Source organism: Nostoc sp. 'Peltigera membranacea cyanobiont' 213 (genome assembly GCF_002245975.1).
GTDB lineage: Bacteria > Cyanobacteriota > Cyanobacteriia > Cyanobacteriales > Nostocaceae > Nostoc.
Map to the genome: position 1 here is coordinate 1 of NZ_NOLI01000149.1, position 19,309 is coordinate 19,309.

General features: G+C 41.5%; 16 protein-coding genes and 4 pseudogenes. 14 read left to right on the plus strand and 6 right to left on the minus strand.

The genetic code is table 11. From position 1 onward, the window contains the following. The first annotated feature begins 70 nt into the window (after positions 1 to 70). Positions 71 to 1,708, plus strand: a complete 1,638-nt coding sequence (locus CDG77_RS28230; protein WP_190234085.1) for a plasmid replication protein, CyRepA1 family — start codon at positions 71 to 73, stop codon at positions 1,706 to 1,708. Positions 1,709 to 1,854: 146 nt separating this feature from the next. Here the strand turns inward: CDG77_RS28230 and CDG77_RS28235 are convergent, their stop codons facing one another. Together CDG77_RS28235 and CDG77_RS28240 are read right to left on the minus strand one after the other, a co-directional pair. Beyond that, on the minus strand, positions 1,855 to 2,286 hold the full coding sequence (locus CDG77_RS28235) for an HNH endonuclease (protein ID WP_069073306.1): 432 nt from the start codon (positions 2,284 to 2,286) through the stop codon (positions 1,855 to 1,857). After that, positions 2,276 to 2,671: a hypothetical protein gene (locus CDG77_RS28240; protein WP_094332582.1), complete on the minus strand. Its 396-nt coding sequence runs from the start codon at positions 2,669 to 2,671 to the stop codon at positions 2,276 to 2,278. The genes CDG77_RS28235 and CDG77_RS28240 overlap by 11 nt, the downstream gene beginning before the upstream one ends. A 92-nt stretch (positions 2,672 to 2,763) precedes the next feature. Here CDG77_RS28240 and CDG77_RS36890 point away from each other — a divergent pair, with 92 nt between their 5' ends. Further along, positions 2,764 to 2,916, plus strand: coding sequence for a hypothetical protein (locus tag CDG77_RS36890; protein WP_190234086.1), 153 nt, complete (start codon positions 2,764 to 2,766; stop codon positions 2,914 to 2,916). 205 nt (positions 2,917 to 3,121) lie between these two features. Next, complete coding sequence (locus CDG77_RS28245; protein ID WP_094332583.1) at positions 3,122 to 5,173, plus strand: vWA domain-containing protein; 2,052 nt, start codon at positions 3,122 to 3,124, stop codon at positions 5,171 to 5,173. 69 nt (positions 5,174 to 5,242) lie between these two features. On the opposite strand, the pseudogene CDG77_RS38940 reads toward CDG77_RS28245, so the two are convergent. Next, a pseudogene (locus CDG77_RS38940) lies at positions 5,243 to 5,468 on the minus strand (NF041680 family putative transposase); the annotation flags it as partial. A gap of 138 nt (positions 5,469 to 5,606) precedes the next feature. Then, positions 5,607 to 7,778: an nSTAND1 domain-containing NTPase gene (locus CDG77_RS28255; protein WP_223270023.1), complete on the minus strand. Its 2,172-nt coding sequence runs from the start codon at positions 7,776 to 7,778 to the stop codon at positions 5,607 to 5,609. Positions 7,779 to 7,906: 128 nt separating this feature from the next. On the opposite strand from CDG77_RS28255, the gene CDG77_RS28260 reads away from it, so the two are divergent. After that, positions 7,907 to 8,305 (plus strand): CU044_2847 family protein, encoded by a 399-nt coding sequence (locus CDG77_RS28260; RefSeq protein ID WP_094332584.1) that lies wholly within the window; start codon positions 7,907 to 7,909, stop codon positions 8,303 to 8,305. A gap of 537 nt (positions 8,306 to 8,842) precedes the next feature. Here CDG77_RS28260 and CDG77_RS38025 read toward each other — a convergent pair. Beyond that, positions 8,843 to 9,001, minus strand: a pseudogene (locus CDG77_RS38025) (ISNCY family transposase); the annotation flags it as partial. 615 nt (positions 9,002 to 9,616) lie between these two features. Here CDG77_RS38025 and CDG77_RS28270 point away from each other — a divergent pair. The 10 genes and pseudogenes from CDG77_RS28270 to CDG77_RS28315 all read left to right on the plus strand — a co-directional run bounded on the left by CDG77_RS28270 (position 9,617) and on the right by CDG77_RS28315 (position 18,989). Beyond that, on the plus strand, positions 9,617 to 10,057 hold the full coding sequence (locus CDG77_RS28270; RefSeq protein WP_223270025.1) for a DnaB-like helicase C-terminal domain-containing protein: 441 nt from the start codon (positions 9,617 to 9,619) through the stop codon (positions 10,055 to 10,057). A gap of 463 nt (positions 10,058 to 10,520) precedes the next feature. Further along, entirely contained in the window at positions 10,521 to 11,927 is a 1,407-nt protein-coding gene (locus tag CDG77_RS28275; RefSeq protein ID WP_094332587.1) for an ATP-dependent DNA helicase, read from the plus strand. 207 nt (positions 11,928 to 12,134) lie between these two features. Then, on the plus strand, positions 12,135 to 12,527 hold the full coding sequence (locus CDG77_RS28280; protein ID WP_094332588.1) for an ASCH domain-containing protein: 393 nt from the start codon (positions 12,135 to 12,137) through the stop codon (positions 12,525 to 12,527). Continuing rightward, positions 12,524 to 12,847 carry a hypothetical protein gene (locus CDG77_RS28285; protein WP_223270024.1) on the plus strand — a complete coding sequence of 108 codons (324 nt, stop codon included), beginning with the start codon at positions 12,524 to 12,526 and terminating at the stop codon, positions 12,845 to 12,847. The genes CDG77_RS28280 and CDG77_RS28285 overlap by 4 nt, the downstream gene beginning before the upstream one ends. Before the next feature lie 42 nt (positions 12,848 to 12,889). Then, a pseudogene (locus CDG77_RS39215) lies at positions 12,890 to 13,174 on the plus strand (DUF7005 family protein). Positions 13,175 to 13,404: 230 nt separating this feature from the next. Next, complete coding sequence (locus tag CDG77_RS28295; protein WP_094332590.1) at positions 13,405 to 15,636, plus strand: TOMM precursor leader peptide-binding protein; 2,232 nt, start codon at positions 13,405 to 13,407, stop codon at positions 15,634 to 15,636. 75 nt (positions 15,637 to 15,711) lie between these two features. Next, a complete protein-coding gene (locus CDG77_RS28300) occupies positions 15,712 to 17,118 on the plus strand; it encodes a SagB family peptide dehydrogenase (RefSeq protein ID WP_094332591.1) in 1,407 nt (468 codons plus the stop codon). A 397-nt stretch (positions 17,119 to 17,515) separates the two neighbouring features. Next, positions 17,516 to 17,806, plus strand: coding sequence for a Nif11 family protein (locus CDG77_RS28305; protein ID WP_094332592.1), 291 nt, complete (start codon positions 17,516 to 17,518; stop codon positions 17,804 to 17,806). Between the two features lie 309 nt (positions 17,807 to 18,115). Next, complete coding sequence (locus CDG77_RS36910) at positions 18,116 to 18,397, plus strand: hypothetical protein (protein ID WP_190234090.1); 282 nt, start codon at positions 18,116 to 18,118, stop codon at positions 18,395 to 18,397. A gap of 301 nt (positions 18,398 to 18,698) precedes the next feature. Then, complete coding sequence (locus CDG77_RS28315) at positions 18,699 to 18,989, plus strand: Nif11 family protein (RefSeq protein WP_094332593.1); 291 nt, start codon at positions 18,699 to 18,701, stop codon at positions 18,987 to 18,989. Here the strand turns inward: CDG77_RS28315 and CDG77_RS36915 are convergent. Next, positions 18,952 to 19,309 (minus strand): annotated as a pseudogene (locus CDG77_RS36915) (hypothetical protein); the annotation flags it as partial. The gene CDG77_RS28315 and the pseudogene CDG77_RS36915 sit on opposite strands and share 38 nt — an antisense overlap.

Consider the following 19,309-nt stretch of genomic DNA (forward strand, 5'->3'; position numbering starts at 1 on the left):
TATAGTTCATAAATACTATTCGCCGACAATTAGTTAAGTACTAATGAACTTGTGACAGTTAGGGTGCGGAATGTGGGCTCAAAAAGCAAAATCGAAATGGGGAACCCAAGCACTTGAGGAACGTTTTCGTCGCAAATTCCCTCACTTACGAATACTGAGAATTGACAGCGAATCTGTTGCTGACCCCTCTCACGCGGCTTTCGGTTGTATCGCTCACTTGAACGAAATTCTGACTCAGTATGATTTAGTTATCGCTTCTCCAAGTCTTGAAACTGGAGTTAGCATCGACATTCGAGGACATTTTGATGGTGTCTGGGGGATTTTTCAGGGTGTGCAGCCGGTTAACTCCGTGCGTCAGATGTTGGCAAGGGTTAGGGAAACTGTTGACCGTCATATCTGGATCACAGAATGGGGGATGAGTGTTGTGGGCAATGGTTCTACATCCATCGGAGGATTGTTGAGAAGCCAACACGTTGCTACACAGGCTAACATTGCGCTGCTGTCGGCGGCGGATAATGACGACTACAGCTATGTTGACCAGAATTTTCAGCCCGAATCTTTGCAGACTTGGGGCAAACGTGGTTCCGTGATTAACGTAGAGATGCGGCGTTATCGAGAATCTGTTCTTGCGGGTTTGGTGGAAGATGGATACACCGTTATTGATGCCGTCGATGCTGATGACGATGAAAGCGGGGCTGTAATCGAGTCGGTTAAAGCCGCGTCTGAGGAATTGTATACTGCTGAGTGTAAAGCGATCGCGGATTCTCCAACCATCTCTGATAGTGAACTCAAGAAGCTCCTTGACACAAGAGCGAAAACGAAAACCGAACGACATCAGCAACGCAAGGCGGAATTATCCCGTCGCTATGAAGTTGACGTGACCCCTGAGCTTGTTGAGAAAGATGACGACGGGTGGTATCCTCAACTGCGGATGCACTATTATTTGACGCTGGGGCGAGAGTTTTTGACGAACCGTGATGCGAAACGGGCTAAGGCACAATTAGAGGCGGGAGAGAATTCGGTTTGGAAACCGGATTTTAACAAGGGGCAGATCTTACCTGCTGTACTGTTGTTAGAAGAACTGAATCTGTTGCAGTTGCTCACGCCAGACGTTAAATTGCGGGGGACTGATGAAAAGATGGTGGAGTTTAAGGCACTGGCTGTAAAGCATCGGCACGTTATCAAGAATTACTTGAATGTTAGTCTCTCGGAAAAACACACACCGATAGCGATCGCACAGAAGTTACTTGCTAAAATTGATTTGAAGTTGGACTACGTTGGTCGATTGGGCAAGCGTGAAAATCGGGAGTGCGTCTATCGGTTTGTTGCCCCTGACGATCAGCGTAATTCAATTTTTGGGCAGTGGTTAAATCGAGATGAACTGTTTCTTAGTGAGTCGGTGTCAGTCACGAATAATATAAGTACAACTACACCAGTCATTGACACCACCCCCCAGGATATTCCTCAAACACTCACGCCACTGGAAAGTCCTACTATCCAAGGGTGGAAGGGGCTGAAGCTGAAAATGCGCCTTGGACTCGACAGCGTTGGCAAGTTCTACCAACAGTTAGTCTCCAAGGTGGGCGAGGCTGTTGGAGTGGCTGATGGGGAGCCGTTTTGGAATGGGTATCCGGGGCAATGGCAGGTCTGGGTTAACTTTGGGAGCGAGTGTAGGTCTGTGGTGTGCGATTGGTTGGTGGCGGTGTAGGCCACATCCTCACTAAGCTCCCAATTAATTACAGGGATGATCGCTGCATTGGTTAGGAATTTATCAACCCTGCCTGCTGCAAGGGGTTTAATGTCATGAAACCTTAAAATGAGAATTGGCGATCGCATCTACCACTAGCAACATTTTTATGGCGGTGGATGCAGTCCCGCCGAGGTCAAAAGGCGACGCAAGTTAACGACTCCAACCCGATTTAATTGCAGAGCTGACACTGTTGCTCGACCACAGGAAGTTTTACCAATAACTTGTGTAAAATCATCGTTCCAGCTGAAATGCTCTGACCAAAGCTGCTGACGAGGATGAAACAGTCCCACCTCAAGTTTTGTTTCTGGATCGCAATGGCTGGTTTTGGTATGCTTTCGACCATTACAGCCATAACAAGACCAAGCTAAATTTTCTACAATCGTTTCTCCACCTGCCTGACGGGGTTTGATGTGTTCTATAGTGAAGCTGTCAGGAGAAAATTCTTCTGGACATCGGCAATATTCACAGAGATTTTTGGCTCTACTGGCTACTGTTCGTCGCATTGCAGCAGATACTCTCTCAGATTCAAACGGCATGGAATAACTGAGATTCCGAGACAAATTGACGATTCAAGGTCAGCAAATCCATATTCCTTAGCCTTGCTAATTCCATAAGAGCTTCCAGACGTTCTACCCTCCAATGTTCTAGCTGATCCTCATAAGTAATCAATTCTTCATGTTCCATGTCGGTGAGTTCTCCCCACTCACCGCGTTTGCGTAATTCTTCTAATCGTTTCTGCTCATTCGGAGCCAGACGACGTTGGATGACCTCAACCAGGGCTAACTCAATCGGATTGGATGCAGCAAACTTAGAGGGTTCAGACAGAAACTCTAATAATTGAACTACCGCAGTTAACCGCTCTTCTGACAACTGCTCAATCAGTTCGATCGCTCTTCTACGAATATCGGTTGCTCTCGTCATTGAAGATCACGCTTACCTATGTCTAATCAAATTGTACTAAGACTGGACAGTTTTTTCGATTTAATCAAGAATTCATACAAGACACTTATGGCATGAGCGTAACCCCAGAACTGGTTGAGCAAGATGACGGGGGACGCTTAATTAAAAAGATTGTCGCACTTGAAGCGATATTGGCAACGTCTGGGGAAATAGTCGCTGATGACCAGGGGCGAGAATTTGTTAAAATCGCGTCTGCCAGCACGTAAATTTTGAGGCAGTGCCATGTGTGCAAAGGGATTCGATCAACTACAGTTACCAAAACTGCAACGGTTATGAAATCCCAGGCTACTCAAGACTATTCTAGGTAAGTGGAAACTTCAAATGTCAGCAACCCTAGTCTAAAGAGACAAAGCTTCCACACATCCCACGAGGTTTTGAGCCAATACACAAATTTAGTGTGAGGATTTAGCCATGTCTTACCCGATTCCGTCCAAAATGTGGCAGCGAGTCAGTATTGTAGCACTGTTGTTATTGATACCGTCAGTAGGAATTGCATTACGTCAGTCTGGTACGGTTGCGGTTCCAGTCAATCAGACTCCTAAGAGTTCTACACCAACAACCTCCATTCTACCTAATCATCCTGACTACCAAGCACTCCAGGCATTTATACAAAAGTATAGTTGTGTCGTCTCCGTTCAAAACTTTGGTACTGTTCCGATAACTCGGACTGAGTTTGCCACAGTCTTGAATACCTGTGTGAATCGGAGCAATGAGCTAATAGCGACTGACCCCAAGATAGTTACCGAAGCGGATATGAAAACTTTGCAACGCTTGCAGTCCGAATTCGCACCGGAGTTAGCAACCCTAAGAAGTCAGATAGATGAATTGCAAGATTCTACTCCTACTCAGGCTCCCAGAGAACGTACTCAAGACGAGTCTACCCGAAAGACTCAACCCTTACCTACGGCTCCATCCCTTAGTATTTCGTCTGGCTCATCTGTGCAGAATCAAGTTGTTAACCGTGCGTACATGCCTAAAACCCAAGCTGGTGGAATTAGGGGAGGGGTTGCCCCAGAGCCACAAACAGGTAGAAGATTTAATACAGAAAACTACAACCGAATTGAGGATAATCCCTTTCATCGCGTCGGTAATGACCCCCTTTCCACCTTTTCCATTGATGCAGATACAGCATCTTACAGCAACGTGCGACGCTTTATTACTCAAGGAGAATTACCACCCAAGGATGCAGTGCGAATTGAAGAACTAATCAACTATTTTACCTACAATTATCCCCAACCAAAAGACAATCGCCCTTTTTCTGTCACCACTGAAGTTGCTGCTGCTCCCTGGAATCCTCAACACAAGCTGGTACAGGTGGGTTTGCAAGGTAAACGCTTAGAGAGTGAAACCTTACCACCCAGCAACTTAGTATTTCTGATTGATGTCTCCGGTTCTATGGATGACCCCAACAAATTACCGTTGGTGCAACAGTCCCTGAAATTGCTGGTAAATAAACTACGTCCTGAAGACCGGGTAAGTTTGGTAGTTTATGCTGGCAATGCTGGATTAGTATTACCTGCTACTCCTGGTAGTCAGAAATCAACAATTCTGGCGGCGATTGACCGCTTAGAGGCTGGAGGCTCCACTGCTGGCGGTCAGGGCATTGAACTGGCCTACAAGATAGCTAAACAAAGCTTCCTTAAGTCTGGTAATAATAGAGTAATTCTAGCTACCGATGGAGATTTTAATGTCGGGGTTTCCAGTGATGCCGACCTGACGCGATTAATTGAACAGAAGCGAGATCAGGGAATTTTCCTGACGGTGTTGGGATTTGGTACTGGCAATTATAAGGACGGAAAAATGGAGCAACTGGCTGATAAGGGTAACGGCAACTACGCTTACATCGATACCCTATTGGAAGCCAAAAAGGTTTTAGTTAACGATTTGAGGGGAACTCTGTTTACCATTGCCAAGGATGTGAAAATTCAAGTGGAGTTTAATCCAGCGAAAGTTCAGGCATATCGCTTGATTGGTTACGAAAACCGCTTGCTGCAAAACCAGGATTTCAATGACGATAAGAAAGATGCAGGTGATATTGGGGCTGGTCATTCTGTGACAGCGCTTTATGAAATAATTCCCACTGGCATGAAGAGCGATGTGAAACTGCCTACATTAGACCCATTGCGGTATCAGCGTTCTGCTGAAACTGTCGCGGATGCTGGCGGCAATGAATTGATGCAGGTAAAACTGCGCTATAAGTTGCCCCAGGACAACACCAGTCAACTAATTACCCAAACCATCCAAGATGATGATTTGAGAGCCGACCCCTCCACCAACCTGAGATTTGCTGCGGCGGTGGCGACCTTTGGGATGGTGCTGCGTGACTCTGAGTATAAGGGGAATGCTAATTATGATTTGGTAATGGAATTGGCAACTCAAGGGAAGGGAGAAGACCAGGAGGGCTATCGAGGTGAGTTTATTCGCTTGGTGGAGCAATCTAGGGGGTTGATTACGAGGAAATAATTTGAATTGCTTTGACCTACCATTGCACTTCTTTTTTATCTGCGATCGCTCATAGTCCAAATTTAAGTGTACCAGCAGCTTCATCAGCAATATTTTCGGTGGACGACTATCATGCAGTGCTGCATAAATGCTCGACCATTGCCGTCGAAATACTGGGCTTTGTGACAAGCTTACAAATGATGGGATACTCGGACTTGTTAATACTGCATCCATCAATTCAAATACTGCATCTTTGGCCTTCCCCAAACAATCGTAGATAGCGGGCGCGGAATTTTTCTAATTGTGTCAGGATCATCACGTCAATGATTTATCGATTACTTTCATTGACTTTACGGCAGTCAGTGTTAATGTTGACTGCTTTTCTCTGGCCTTTTAGTCCAAAGTCCAGTATTAAATTGGTATAACCAACTTCTCAACAAGCCCCAATGTCGAATTAAAGCTTCATTGCCTTAATTATTTTTAGGGGATTTCTATTTCGTCTTTTCTGGATGCCTTGTTTAATACATTCACAAGCTAAATCCGACAAAGTAAAGTTGACATCTGCTTTTTTTTGTGCTTTTTTTTGAAAAGCTATAGCATCATCTAAAAACCCCCCTTGGAGCCGAAAACGTGACGCCTTTTGATTATCTCGCCATTTTTCCGCTACTGCTTCAATTTCTCGTTTTTGGAGTAACATTTTTCTATCATCATCTAACCAACTTCTTAACAAGCCCCAATGTCGAATTAAAGCTTCATAGGCAACATCAACTACTGTCCCTTTTGCCCCCATCTTAGTAGTCACAATCAACCTTTCATCTGCTAACTTCTGGACAACTTCGTTAATAACTTCTGCCGGATATTTTTGATTAATTAAATCCTGCTGGAGTACACGTCTGCGAGTATCCTCTGTAGCATCTCCCAACTGAGTCAGATTTAAAAAGATGTGCCTTACTGCTGCTTGTCTTAATTCCGAATCTTTTAATTCCGAAAAAGATTCGTACACTTCCGTAGCACGTTTTTGTAGAGTTCCCATCACACCACCCAACTTGGCATAAGTATTCACGCGCAAGCAGTTATCACTTCGTTGTTCCCATAGTTGAGTCAAGGTATATTGCAACAGTGGTAAATATCCTGGAGCATTGTTGACATCTTTTAAAATTTGCTCAACTAATTCCGGCTCAACTTCTAAATCAACCAACTTTGCTGGTTTAATAATTACATCTCTTAACTCTGGTTCAGACATCGGTTTAACTGTCACCAGATTGTCCTGGATATGTTGTGCTAGTCCGCTATATTCTTGTTCTACACACTTACCAAAAAAATCTGCCCGCATTGTCAGCACCAAACAAAATTTATTGTCATTTCTCTGCAAAGCACCTAGCAAACATTCAAAAAATTTCTTTCTGGTTTTAATATCTTGGCAAAGAGTAAAAGCTTCTTCAAACTGGTCAGCTACCAGTACAACTCGTTGGGTTTTAGCAATATCAATTAATTTCCTTAACCCATCTGCACCTTCTAGCAATTTTTCTGCCCTATCGAGTTGAGATGCCCGTTCAATATTTGATAAACCCTCATCTACAAAAGTGAGGGCTAAATTTTGCAAAGGATTCTGTCCAGGGCGAAAAATTTTAATCTGCCAACTATCACTACCAGATAGCCGCCTTCCCAGCTTTAATTCATACAATAAACCAGCCCTGACAACACTGGATTTCCCACTACCAGAAGCTCCTAATACCGCGAGAAAATTACCTTTCCGTAGCTTTTCTAACAACTCGTCAGTCAGTGCTGTGCGCCCATATAAATATTTGGCATCTTCATCGGTGCAATCAAAATAAGCTAAACCCTTGTAAGGACAAGTAGTTTGCAGAGATATCACCTTAGATTCACCAGTTGATGCTGTCATCCTCCAGGTTAGTTGAATTGGTTCCCCAAAATTATTAAAAGTTGGCCGTTGGGGAAAGCTATTTTTTTGCTGTCTTAACAGTTCTATTAAAGTATAGTTAGTTACACATTGCTCTGCTTTTGGTTCCAATCCCTTGAGCAATGCCGAAGTTAAGACGCTATGTTGATTATTAATTTCCTCGAAGGCAACTTCAAAAGCACGAGAGGCAGCTATAAAACAGCAGTCACGCCCTTTCCCTCTATTACCAGGGTCAGCCTCGTTGAAATTCAGTACTTCACCGCCATAACAACAATCTAAAATCACAATTTGCTGCCGCACGGGACTTTCTTGCAGTAAGCGACGTAACCATTGCATAGATAAACCCCAACAACCTAATTGGGGGTTGACATCGCTAGTCCCTAAATATCCTTCCTCTATACCTGCTTTTTTCCGTAACCCATGCCCAGAAAAATATAACAGAGCCGTATCTGGGGGATGACCTTCTGGTTTAAACAATTGGACTATGGCATTTTCGATATCAGTATGAGCTACCTTGGTTTGTTTGCCAACCCGAATCTTATTATTTTCTTTATCCTTAACGGCAGGTATACGAGTTACCTTAAAGTCGCCATACTTTTCCAGTAATTGGGCAATGGCTTCTGCATCCTGTGCAGGTGCTTTCAGAGGTTTTAATCCTTCGTAGCTGTAAGTATTAATTCCCACGACTAAAGCATCACGGCTCATATTAAAAATTTGAATATGGACTATCTTTAGTTTTACTGATTGGGTTAATTTTTCTGTTTATCAGCAACAAAATACCCCAACATTTTATGTTAAAAATTCAAGCATCCCTATGGTACTAAATTTTAGTTATGGCTCAAATTACACCGATTCAATTAGAAGATGGTACTGTTATATACATTGAAGCTACAGAAGAAGTAGCAGCACCTCTGGTTAACAGTCAAATTACCACAGAGGAAGAGGAAGAAGCTCTGGATAGCAAAGGATGGAATCCTGATGCTGTCAAACAGCAGATGACACAAAATTTCCAAGCTATTCAAGGAACGATTCGCGCTTACACGACACAAACTTTGAAAGCTTTTAAGGATATTGAGGTTGGTAATATCAGCAAAGTAAGCTTAGAATTTGGCTTAAAAATCGGTGGTGAAGCTGGTATTCCCTACATAACCAAAGGAACTGGCGAAAGTAACCTGAAAATTACGGTAGAGTGCAGCTTTGGTGATGAATCTAAAGAATCTAAAGGAATCTGAGAAAAAACTTGCGGGGAGAAAAAATACCCTGAAAAGCTTATAGATTAAAGAATGTGGCAATTTATGGTAAAACAAAAAGAGCCTTTGTTTGCAACAAGCTCTATCTAATAATAATATTACCAGAATTCTACGAAATACACCTCAAGCGAGAATTGGGACGTGCAGAATATTTATTACTAAAAATCCTGATAAATCTATTACAATCGATAAGAACTGTTAGCCTTGAAGCATTAGCTACTTCTTTACCTATACCAATAATTTTTGAAAGTAGAAGAAAGAAAATCCAACGTTTTTTATCTTTAAATTATATAAAGCTTGAAGAGATTTGGTTGCCGATAGTTAAAAGTTGGCTAGAAATATATTTTCCTTTGAATCAAGTTGTTTATGTAGTAATAGACAGAACTAATTGGGGATGTATTAATCTCTTAATGATAAGTATAGTTTGGGATAAGAGGTCTATTCTCATATATTTTGAATTATTAGATAAGTTGAGTTCAAGTAATTTATCGGAACAACAAGCAGTATTAAAAAAAGCATTACAATTACTGGTGTTACCACTGTATGAAAATAGTGAGTTGTTCCATTTCTACAATTTCTGCTCGAACAATGTTGGCGGTGAATCTGATTGGAGGAAAAATATTCTGTCCCATCCAGGGCTATCAATAAATTATTTTTCAAAGAGCGAAACGCTTTCATAGTTGGCTTGTCCAGATTGGTGAGCCTTGAAAAAGACTTATCTGATGCCCGCTCCAATTTGGGGCTACCATCTTAGGACATCACTTTCGAGAGTTTTTTCATCGTTAGCAACAATTCAGACATCTTGCAGAAGTAACAAATGCCAAGATGTTGGAGAAAGTAAAGGGGAAATTCCATCCCTATTCCCCTTTACCCCACAAATGCCAAGAAGTCCTTCGTATGTGCAAACTAAAAGCCAACACTTTCACCACAGTAACGAACGCTCATCTAAAGATCCAAGTTCTTAGCAAAGCATCAAATATTACCAATATTTAACATCAAAAGCTTTCTTTTCACGTAGTCAAGCAACTAGCAATATCTTGAAATCATTTGTGATAAAAAAGACTTATTTAGCGAGTACTAAACACATGACAAAAGTACTGTAATTTCAGGGTTTCTGACAATCAAAGTAAAAAGCGACTGCCACTTAATAAGTAACAATCGCCACACTAAAACACTCTTGCATTTCTAGGATAACAAGAATGAAAGCGATAGTTACAGTAGCCCTTAAAAATCACATCATCAGTTTAAATTCATCTGACTACTGGATTATCAAAAGCAGCAATTAAACAGCATATAACAGACCGTTATAACAGTGGAAAAATGCAAGCAGATATGAACATTTTTCAAGTGGATTTTGAATCAATCAGCGCTCTTGTTGTCAAACAAGCGATTGATAACCCTGTAATCACCACCTCACAAATTAAGGGTGATTTACAAGATATACAAGCTCGTTGCGGTTCAGTCAGTTTGGTGATTGTGGACTATGTGCAGTTGATTGAACCAATGCGCCGTGAACGTGGCGAAAACCGTGTACAAGAAATCGACTCCATCTTGAAACAACTCAGAGCGATCGCTAAACAATTCAATTGCGCTGTCTTGGGTTTAGCACAGTTAAAAAGAGAAGTTGATTCACGTTCCGAAAAACGTCCGACAAAAGCTGATTTTCGGGAATCGGGAGAATTTGAACAAGAAGCTGCTGTCATTTACAATTCGCAATTCGCAGTTCGCAATTAATAATACCCCACAGATTCAGGCGGAAGCTTAAACATTGATACTATATGTTTTGTTTCTTTCTCTAATTTAAATTAGGGGCTTTGGCTCCAAGGTGAACCAATAATGAATTACGTCCGCAATTGCGTTAGCGGAGCGGGGCGTTAGCCCATTGCGAATTGTGGAAATTGCGAATTGTTCGGTGATGTTGGGTTTGTACCCTTGAAGATTACTACGACAAACAGACCACCCAAAAAGGCATTTTTGAAGTTTCAGTTTTGAAAATTCGGTTTCCTGGGAAAACAACTGTTAATAAGATTGTTTAACGAGCGATTTGGAAAGTTTAAAATTTTAGCTAAATTTCAGTATTGAGCATATAGCTGAACAATAAAAAATCTTGAAGTAATTAATTGTAATATTCAACAAATTATCGCTTTTTTCAGTAAAATGTATTACATAAAAAAATTCATTTTAGGAGACAAGTACATTGAAACCAGTAACAATTATTAACTTTGGCTGGAGCAAAAGTAAGCATCGGGAAGGATTATCTTTAGATCAGATGCAAGCGTTTGATTTAATCCATGACTGGTATGGTTCTAACCCTGATATGCCATTTGTATTGCGCGGTTATGCAGGTACAGGAAAAACGTTTTTAGTACAGCGAGTAATTCAATCGTTTCAGGATTGCTTCAAAACACGAGACTTAGATAAAAATAAAAATGTTGGTTTAAGAGTTGCTTTGTGCGCTCCAACGCATAAAGCAAGACATGTATTGGACGCAATGGCTCAAGAGGCAGGTCTTACTGTACATATCTCAACTCTCCACAGCTTACTTCATGTTATGCCTGGAGGAGAATATGATGAAAATGGAAAGCAGCGACTTAAACCAAATACTTACTCTAGAGAGCCTTATTATCACGAATTTGACTTAGTAATAGTTGATGAAGCTTCCATGTTAGGGCAAGAACTTTTTAAGTTAATTCCTTCGCGGACTCCTACTATTTTTATGGGAGATCCAGCACAATTGCCACCTATTGAAGATAATGTTGATTCTTCGCCGATCTTTCAGTTGCCTTTGGGAATGGAATTAACGCAAGTCATGAGATACGAAGGGGCAATCGCTACTTATGTAACTGCACTCCGCCAAAATTTAAATTCTCAATTTCCACCACGATTACAGAGTGAGGGGAATATTGAGAAAATGCAATTTGATACTTGGATAGCAGCAGCTATCGATGCTTATAAATTTTCTCGCTCCTCAGCCAAAATTTTGGCATGGACTAATAATCAAGTTAACAATCTGAATCAGCAAATTCGATCTGCACTTTATCCGGGTGCTGAACCAATAGAGATTGGAGAAATTCTCTTTGCGAAAGAACCTATTTTCTTAAATGCCGACTCTGGGGAACAAAAAGAAATTTTTATGCATTCCTGTGCTGAATGCGAAGTAAGAGATTTTAAAGAATACTCTGGCAGTAGACATCATCTAGTGCATAGTCCGTTTAAAACTTATCGGATTGAAATCAAGAATGATCTGGGTAAAGAAGCATCCCTATCAATAATTCACCCTGATTCTTGGGATTTAATTAAATATGCAGTAAATAATGCCAAGAAAGAAATATTTCAGCTAACTGCAAACCAAAGAAGCTATGCTTGGCGAGAATATTACGAGTTTTTAGAGACTTACAATTTATTAGTGAAAGGCAGCTTGATGAATCGATTACAATACGGTTATGCAATTACTGTACATCAATCTCAAGGGGGAACATTTACTAATTGCTTTGTTGATACATCAAATATTTTTGGCTGCCGAGATAATGTGATGCGGAATAAGTTATTGTATGTTGCTTATAGTCGGGCTTCGCAACAACTTTACTGCTATAGTAAGTGGTAAAATTAAAAATTTTATCCAAATCCTGAATTAGGATACATTCTCATGTCTAAACACCTCATTAGGAACATGAGAATGAGAATGTTTTTATTTCTAAAAAGCACTTTCCTCTCATTTTCAGGCTAATAGTAATCAAATTAACTATTACATGACTACGAAAATATCAGAATTCCAATTTAAATAATTAGATTTATTTTTTGGAGCATCAACATGAAAGCGCTATCCGTCCGTCAACCTTGGGCATGGGCAATAATTTATGCTCTCAAAAATATTGAAAACCGTGGCTGGCCTATTCACTATCGCGGCGACATTCTGATTCACGCAGCAAAAACCTGTACCAAGAAAGAGTATCAGCTAGCGAGAGAATTGTGCCAAAGCATGGGCGTAGTAATCCCAGAGTTAATCTCTCTACGTCGTGGACAAGTCATCGGTATTGTCACAATAGTTGATTGCAAGTTTTCACAAGTTGCATCTGGCTGGGGGATGCTTGGGCAATACCACTGGAAGCTGGAGAATCCACGCGAGATTACGCCGATTCCTTACATTGGGCGGTTGGGAATTTTTGAAGTACCCGATGATTTGGTCATAGAGGTGGCTGCATGACTAAAACAGTCCCTATGATTCGGACACTGCAAAAACAAGGAGCGACACAAGAAGATATTATCACTTTCATCAAGAAAGCAAAAGTTAAAAGTCCGGTTGACAAATCCGATATCTGCAATAATCAAAATACTCCAGTTTCAAAACCAGTTTTAGCAGATGATGCACCGATTGCTGTTGTATTATTCGGGGGTGGCGGCGGCATTGAAGCGGGGATGGTCGAAGCCGGAATTCGTCCAGTCATTGCCGTGGAGTTCGACCCCACAAAACCAGACTTGAGCAGGGCGATCGCACTTCACAGATCACAAAGGCTGCAACCGTAGTAAGTTCGCTGACGCTATCGAGCCGATTGGTTTTTGCGGTTTGTGGGTTTAGAAAGATTTCCCAATTATCAGAAAGGTGGAAGGTTGGAAAATTATCGCGGAAATCCAGCTTGATCGGATGGAGCGTTTAGAATTTTACAAGTTTTTGTCAAGCAAGCGGCGGAGAATTTAGAAATATTTAATCAAAACCATATCGAAGAATTAACAACCGTTGAAAATCAGGCACGACTGGTAACGGTTTTAACTTCTTGCAGCTTGGAAGAATTGGCAGCAGAAAAAGGGGGTTTATTGGAGCAGATTTGGCGATCTGCGTTTGATTTTGGATGAGGTAATAGGAATAAACGTCTATATTATATGCAGAATTATATGCAGATTTATACCTCAATTCAGCAACGTTCCAGGCATAATTTTCATAATTAACACCGTGAAAGTACTGATGACGATGAATCAAATAAGTAATTAGCATCATCATAATCAATAAAAAAATCTATCTCCAGGTATAAATAGAATCAAACAGCTTGTGCAGCATTTTTCGCCAAAATCAATACCATTAACTTATGTTGAAAAAACCTAAATTTAAACCTTATTTTCACGTAGAAATCGTACCACCCAAAACTGTTTACCTCCTGGGCGAAAAAGGAAACTTCGCTCTGACTGGCAACCTTTATACGCTCCTTGCGCCTCTTCTTGATGGCAATCATACCGTAGAAGCAATCGCCAATAAACTGAAATGGTTCACGAATGGCGCCCAAATCGAACGCATCCTTACCAAACTAGCTGAAAAAGGCTATATCAGTGAAGCCGACGACACCTTACCCGATAGCGTTCAAGCTTTTTGGAGTTACCTGGGCATTGATTCCCAAACAGCCCTCAGCAGGTTACAAACTACCAGCATTGCTGTACAAACCTTTGGCAAAGTCGAATCAGCACCTTTCATTGCCATTTTAAAATCCCTCAATATTAATATCAGCAACAGTGGAGATTTCACCGTTGTTTTAACCGACGACTACCTACAACCAGAATTAGCCGAATTTAACCGCGCCACTCAAAAACCTTGGCTACTGATTAAACCAACAGGCATGGTATTATGGTTCGGACCAATATTTATTCCCGGTGAAACAGGTTGTTGGCAATGCCTCGCCCAACGATTGCAAGGAAACCGAATCGTAGAAACTTCTATTCAACAACAAAAAGGTATTGCCACCACTTTTGGGACTTCAATTTCCCTGCTACCTTCTAGCTTGCAGATAGGCTTAAACCTAGCTGCCCAAGAAGTGGCTAAATGGGTTGTATTGCAGCAAAATTACCAGCTAGAAGGTAAAGTTCTCACCTTTGATTGTGCAACCTTATCAATCCAAACTCACAGCCTCGTTAAGCGTCCTCAATGTCTTGAGTGTGGCAACCCAGAGTCTTTGCAAAAGCAACAATTACAGCCAATTAAGTTACAAAGTCGTCCCAAAAACTTCACTGCTGACGGCGGACATCGCACCCTCACCCCAGAACAGATAGTAGAGAAATACGGCTACCACGTTAGTTGGGTAACTGGTATCGTCAAAGAACTAGCAAAAACCAACAACACTCAAGATTTAATTCACGTTTACGTCGCCCCTCACCAATTCTCTGAGAATCTGAATAGTCATGAGCGCCTGCGCGGAAGTTTGCATAATGCCAGTGCGGGTAAAGGCAAAACAGACAGCCAATCAAAAGCTAGCGGACTTTGCGAAGCTTTAGAAAGGTATTCGGGAATATTTACAGGTGACGAATATCGAATCAAAGCTACTTTTGAGCAACTGGAAGAATTTGCCATTCACCCCAATGCTTGTCTATTATATAGCGACAACCAATATCAAAATCGCCAGGAATGGAACCCCCAACACGGCGGCTATTCCTGGGTAGGCGACTCCTTCGACTCAGAACAAGAGATTGAGTGGACACCTGTTTGGTCATTGACTAACCAAACTGTAAAATACCTGCCAACGGCTTTCTGCTATTTTCGCTATCCCCTTCCCAAAAGTCAGGAATTTTGTCATGGAGATTCCAACGGCAATGCGGCAGGTAATACCCTAGAAGAAGCCATCCTGCAAGGATTTATGGAAGTAGTGGAACGGGATAGCGTGGCATTGTGGTGGTATAACCGAGTAAAAAGGCCGGGAGTAGATTTAACCAGTTTTAACGAACCTTACCTGCTGGAACTGCGAGACTATTACCAAAGCAAGCTGCATCGCGAATTGTGGGTGCTAGATATCACTAGCGATTTAGGCATTCCCGTCTTTGCTGCTGTTTCTCGCCGCACAGATAAAGCTAAAGAAGATATTTTAATCGGGTTTGGAGCGCATTTAGACCCCACCATTGCCATTCTCAGAGCAGTAACAGAAATTAACCAGTCGCTACCTGCTAGCTTGGATGCTGAGATAGCTAATTTTGAAGACCCTGATGCAGCCTATTGGTTTGCCAATGCAACTGTAGAAAATCAGCCTTATTTGCTGCCATGCGATCGCACTCAGAATAAAGTTTACTCGGACTATCCGCATTTGTGGAGCGATCGCGACTTGCGCGAAGATGTGGAAACCTGTGTGGAAATTATCAAAAAATTGGGGATGGAAACCCTCCTTCTCGACCAAACTCGCCCCGATATTGGTCTGAATGTAGTCAAGGTAATTGTACCCGGAATGCGGCACTTTTGGACGAGGTTCGCTCCCGGTCGGCTTTACGATGTCCCTGTGAAATTAGGTTGGTTGCCAGTAGCTTTAAAGGAAGAAGAACTCAACCCCATTCCTATATTTATCTAAGCTTGAGCGCAGAAACCCATTTTGACTTAAGAAACTGGGTTTATGTCCGACTACCTCATTAATTAACATGAAAATATGCCATTAGAATTTCTCCTCTCATTTAGAAAAGACATTTGCTTAATTAAACCAACCGAAAGCGAACAATTTATTCTCCAGTCTGGAGAGCGCAAACTTACCTTTAAAAATGCCCAAACCGGGCTGAAAATTGCACTAAAAACTCTAAAAACTGGCGGTGCTACCCTGTCTCAACTGAAAAATACTATACATGAGAACGACGGTTTTGAAGCACTGCAAAAATTCCATTATTACTTAAAAAAGTTCGCCAGTTTAGGATGGCTTTGCTATTCTGTCTTATCTGATGAAACAAAAATTGCCACGGTTATACCTCTCACCTCAGATTTTGAATTTACTGTGCCAAAAGTGCCAGTCGAAGCGAAATATGTCCTCTCTCGCTTTGCCTATTCTCACCAAGTAGCAGGGGAAACTTTATTAGAATCGCCCTTATCTTTTGCCCAAATAATACTTGATTGGAGAGGTGCAGCCTTAATTGCTGCACTCAGCACGCCTCAGAATATTAGTCAACTATCCGCAGAGATTCCCGGCATTTCTTCCGAGACAGCAGAACAATTTATCAGCCTGCTTTTCATTAGTAAAATGCTTTTTCAAGTGGCAGAAAACGACAATATTGATGAATCTGAAAATACTACACTCGCCCAATGGGAATTTCACGATTTACTCTTTCACACTCGCAGCCGCGTGGGAAGACACGCTAACCCTACCGAGGGAACTTTCCGTTTTCTAGGGAAAATAGAACCTTTACCAGCCGTCAAACCCCCAATGCTCGGTGATTTAATTAACCTCTACAAACCGGATTTAGACAATTTAAAACTGACAGATATTCCCTTAACCCAAGTGTTAGAAAGAAGAAAGTCAATTCGGGAATGGGGAGACAAACCTATCACTCTACACCAACTAGGAGAATTTCTTTACCGTTCCGCTAGAATTAAAGATATTTTCCCCAGCGAATTTGGAGAATTTAGTAGCCGTCCCTATCCAAGCGGTGGTGCGATTTACGAATTAGAAATTTATCCTGTTGTTAATATTTGCCAAGGTTTAGATTCGGCCTTGTATCACTATCGCCCAGAGTCACATCAACTTAGTCGCCAATCTTTGCAAAACGAAGCAGTGGAAATGCTGCTAAAAGATGCTGGAATGTCAATGGGAGTTGACGGAATGCCGCCAATTTTACTGGTGATTTCTGCCCGTTTTCAACGCATTGCTTGGAAATACGAATCTATCGCTTACGCCCTACTGCTTAAGCACGTCGGGGTTTTGTATCAAACTATGTATTTAGTAGCAACAGCTATGAACTTAGCACCTTGCGGTCTTGGTTGCGGTAATTCTGATTTATTTGTAAAAGCTGTCGGATGTGATTACTATGCAGAAACTTCTGTAGGAGAATTTACTCTCGGTAGCTGTTAGTACAGCTTCTCAAGTTTAGATGAAATTGGCGATCGCACTTTCTCCCAACTTCACTTATTTCTTCAGCCTTAAGAAAGTCAACCTTGATTTTTCCCTTGTCTAAGTTCTAAGCTATAATTTCATAATCATATTTTTTCAGCCTCATCGCCAATTTTTTCCGAAAATGCGCTTGCAACCAGAATTCTTAAAAGAGCCATGAATTTACAGTCCATTATTTTCTTTGGTAATAGCTAAAAATATAAAGGTTTTGTTCAGAGCAAGATATTATTTACCTAAATTTATGGAATTATTTTCATAATAATAAATGCAGAGAAATTACTGATGGCGATGAATAAAAGAAGTACTTACAGTCATAATTGTTGATAAACAATTATCCATTTCATTAGGTAGAAATAAAATGAGTCAACAAGCTTGTGCAGAATTTTTCACCAAAATCAATACCGATGCCGCTTTGCAACAGGAAGTAGGCGCAGCAGTTGAAGGCAAAGAGGATATGGCGGCATCTACCGCTTTTGCTGAAGTGGGGGCAAAGCATGGGTATGAATTCACCGCTGAAGATGCCGCTCAAAAGTATCAAGAAATCCTCGCCGCCGCCGATGGAGAACTCAATGAGGAGGCATTGGACAATGTGGCAGGTGGTAGTTGGAAATTTAAATGGAAAGAAATGGGTGGTGTTGGTTGTGTTTAGATATTGCCTTCCTGCCTTCCTGCCACACCTCTCCTAACACAGAGCAGGCAGGATTTTTAAAACTAACTGCCCGATGCAACCTATCAAAGGCTTGATTTGCCTGGATAAACTGCTCTACAACAGCCTGTGAAACGGCTTCTTTTGATATCTGGCACCCTAGACGCTTGCGCTTGAGAGAAAGCGAGAAACCAGCGAGTAACTTGTCTCCCCAAGACTTTTTATTCGCTGGTTTGGCTTTCCCCTTGTACCTTTGACAGAAACCCCGATACTTCTGGGCGCATGACTCTAAACTCTTGCCCAACTGTAAGAATGCTGGATGCTATTGGGTTAAACCATCATCCGTTAATCGCTAAAAGCATTAACGTCGGCGATCGCATTTTTTCACTTCATCAAGTATGCGATCGCACGCCGCTAAAACAATCTAATAAAAAATGCGATCGCATCTCTGGCTTCATCTCAAGTGCGATCGCCTTCGTATCTCTGCACAACTTAAAAGCGATAACTTCGTTAAGCTGCGCTAACGCACTTTCTCCCAACTTCACTTATTTCTTCAGCCTTAAGAAAGTCAACCTTGATTTTTCCCTTGTCTAAGTTCTAAGCTATAATTTCATAATCATATTTTTTCAGCCTCATCGCCAATTTTTTCCGAAAATGCGCTTGCAACCAGAATTCTTAAAAGAGCCATGAATTTACAGTCCATTATTTTCTTTGGTAATAGCTAAAAATATAAAGGTTTTGTTCAGAGCAAGATATTATTTACCTAAATTTATAATTTATGGAATTATTTTCATAATAATAAATGCAAAGAAATTACTGATGGCGATGAATAGAAGAAGTACTTATAGTCATAATTGTTGATAAACAATTATCCATTTCATTAGGTAGAAATAAAATGAGTCAACAAGCTTGTGCAGAATTTTTCACCAAAATCAATACCGATGCCGCTTTGCAACAGGAAGTAGGCGCAGCAGTTGAAGGCAAAGAGGATATGGCGGCATCTACCGCTTTTGCTGAAGTGGGGGCAAAGCATGGGTATGAATTCACCTCTGAAGATGCCGCTCAAAAGTATCAAGAAATCCTCGCCGCCGCCGATGGAGAACTCAATGAGGAGGCATTGGACAATGTGGCAGGTGGTAGTTGGAAATTTAAATGGAAAGAAATGGGTGGTGTTGGTTGTGTTTAGATATTGCCTTCCTGCCTTCCTGCCACACCTCTCCTAACACAGAGCAGGCAGGATTTTTAAAACTAACTGCCCGATGCAACCTATCAAAGGCTTGATTTGCCTGGATAAACTGCTCTACAACAGCCTGTGAAACGGCTTCTTTTGATATCTGGCACCCTAGACGCTTGCGCTTGAGAGAAAGCGAGAAACCAGCGAGTAACTTGTCTCCCCAAGACTTTTTATTCGCTGGTTTGGCTTTCCCCTTGTACCTTTGACAGAAACCCCGATACTTCTGGGCGCATGACTCTAAACTCTTGCCCAACTGTAAGAATGCTGGATGC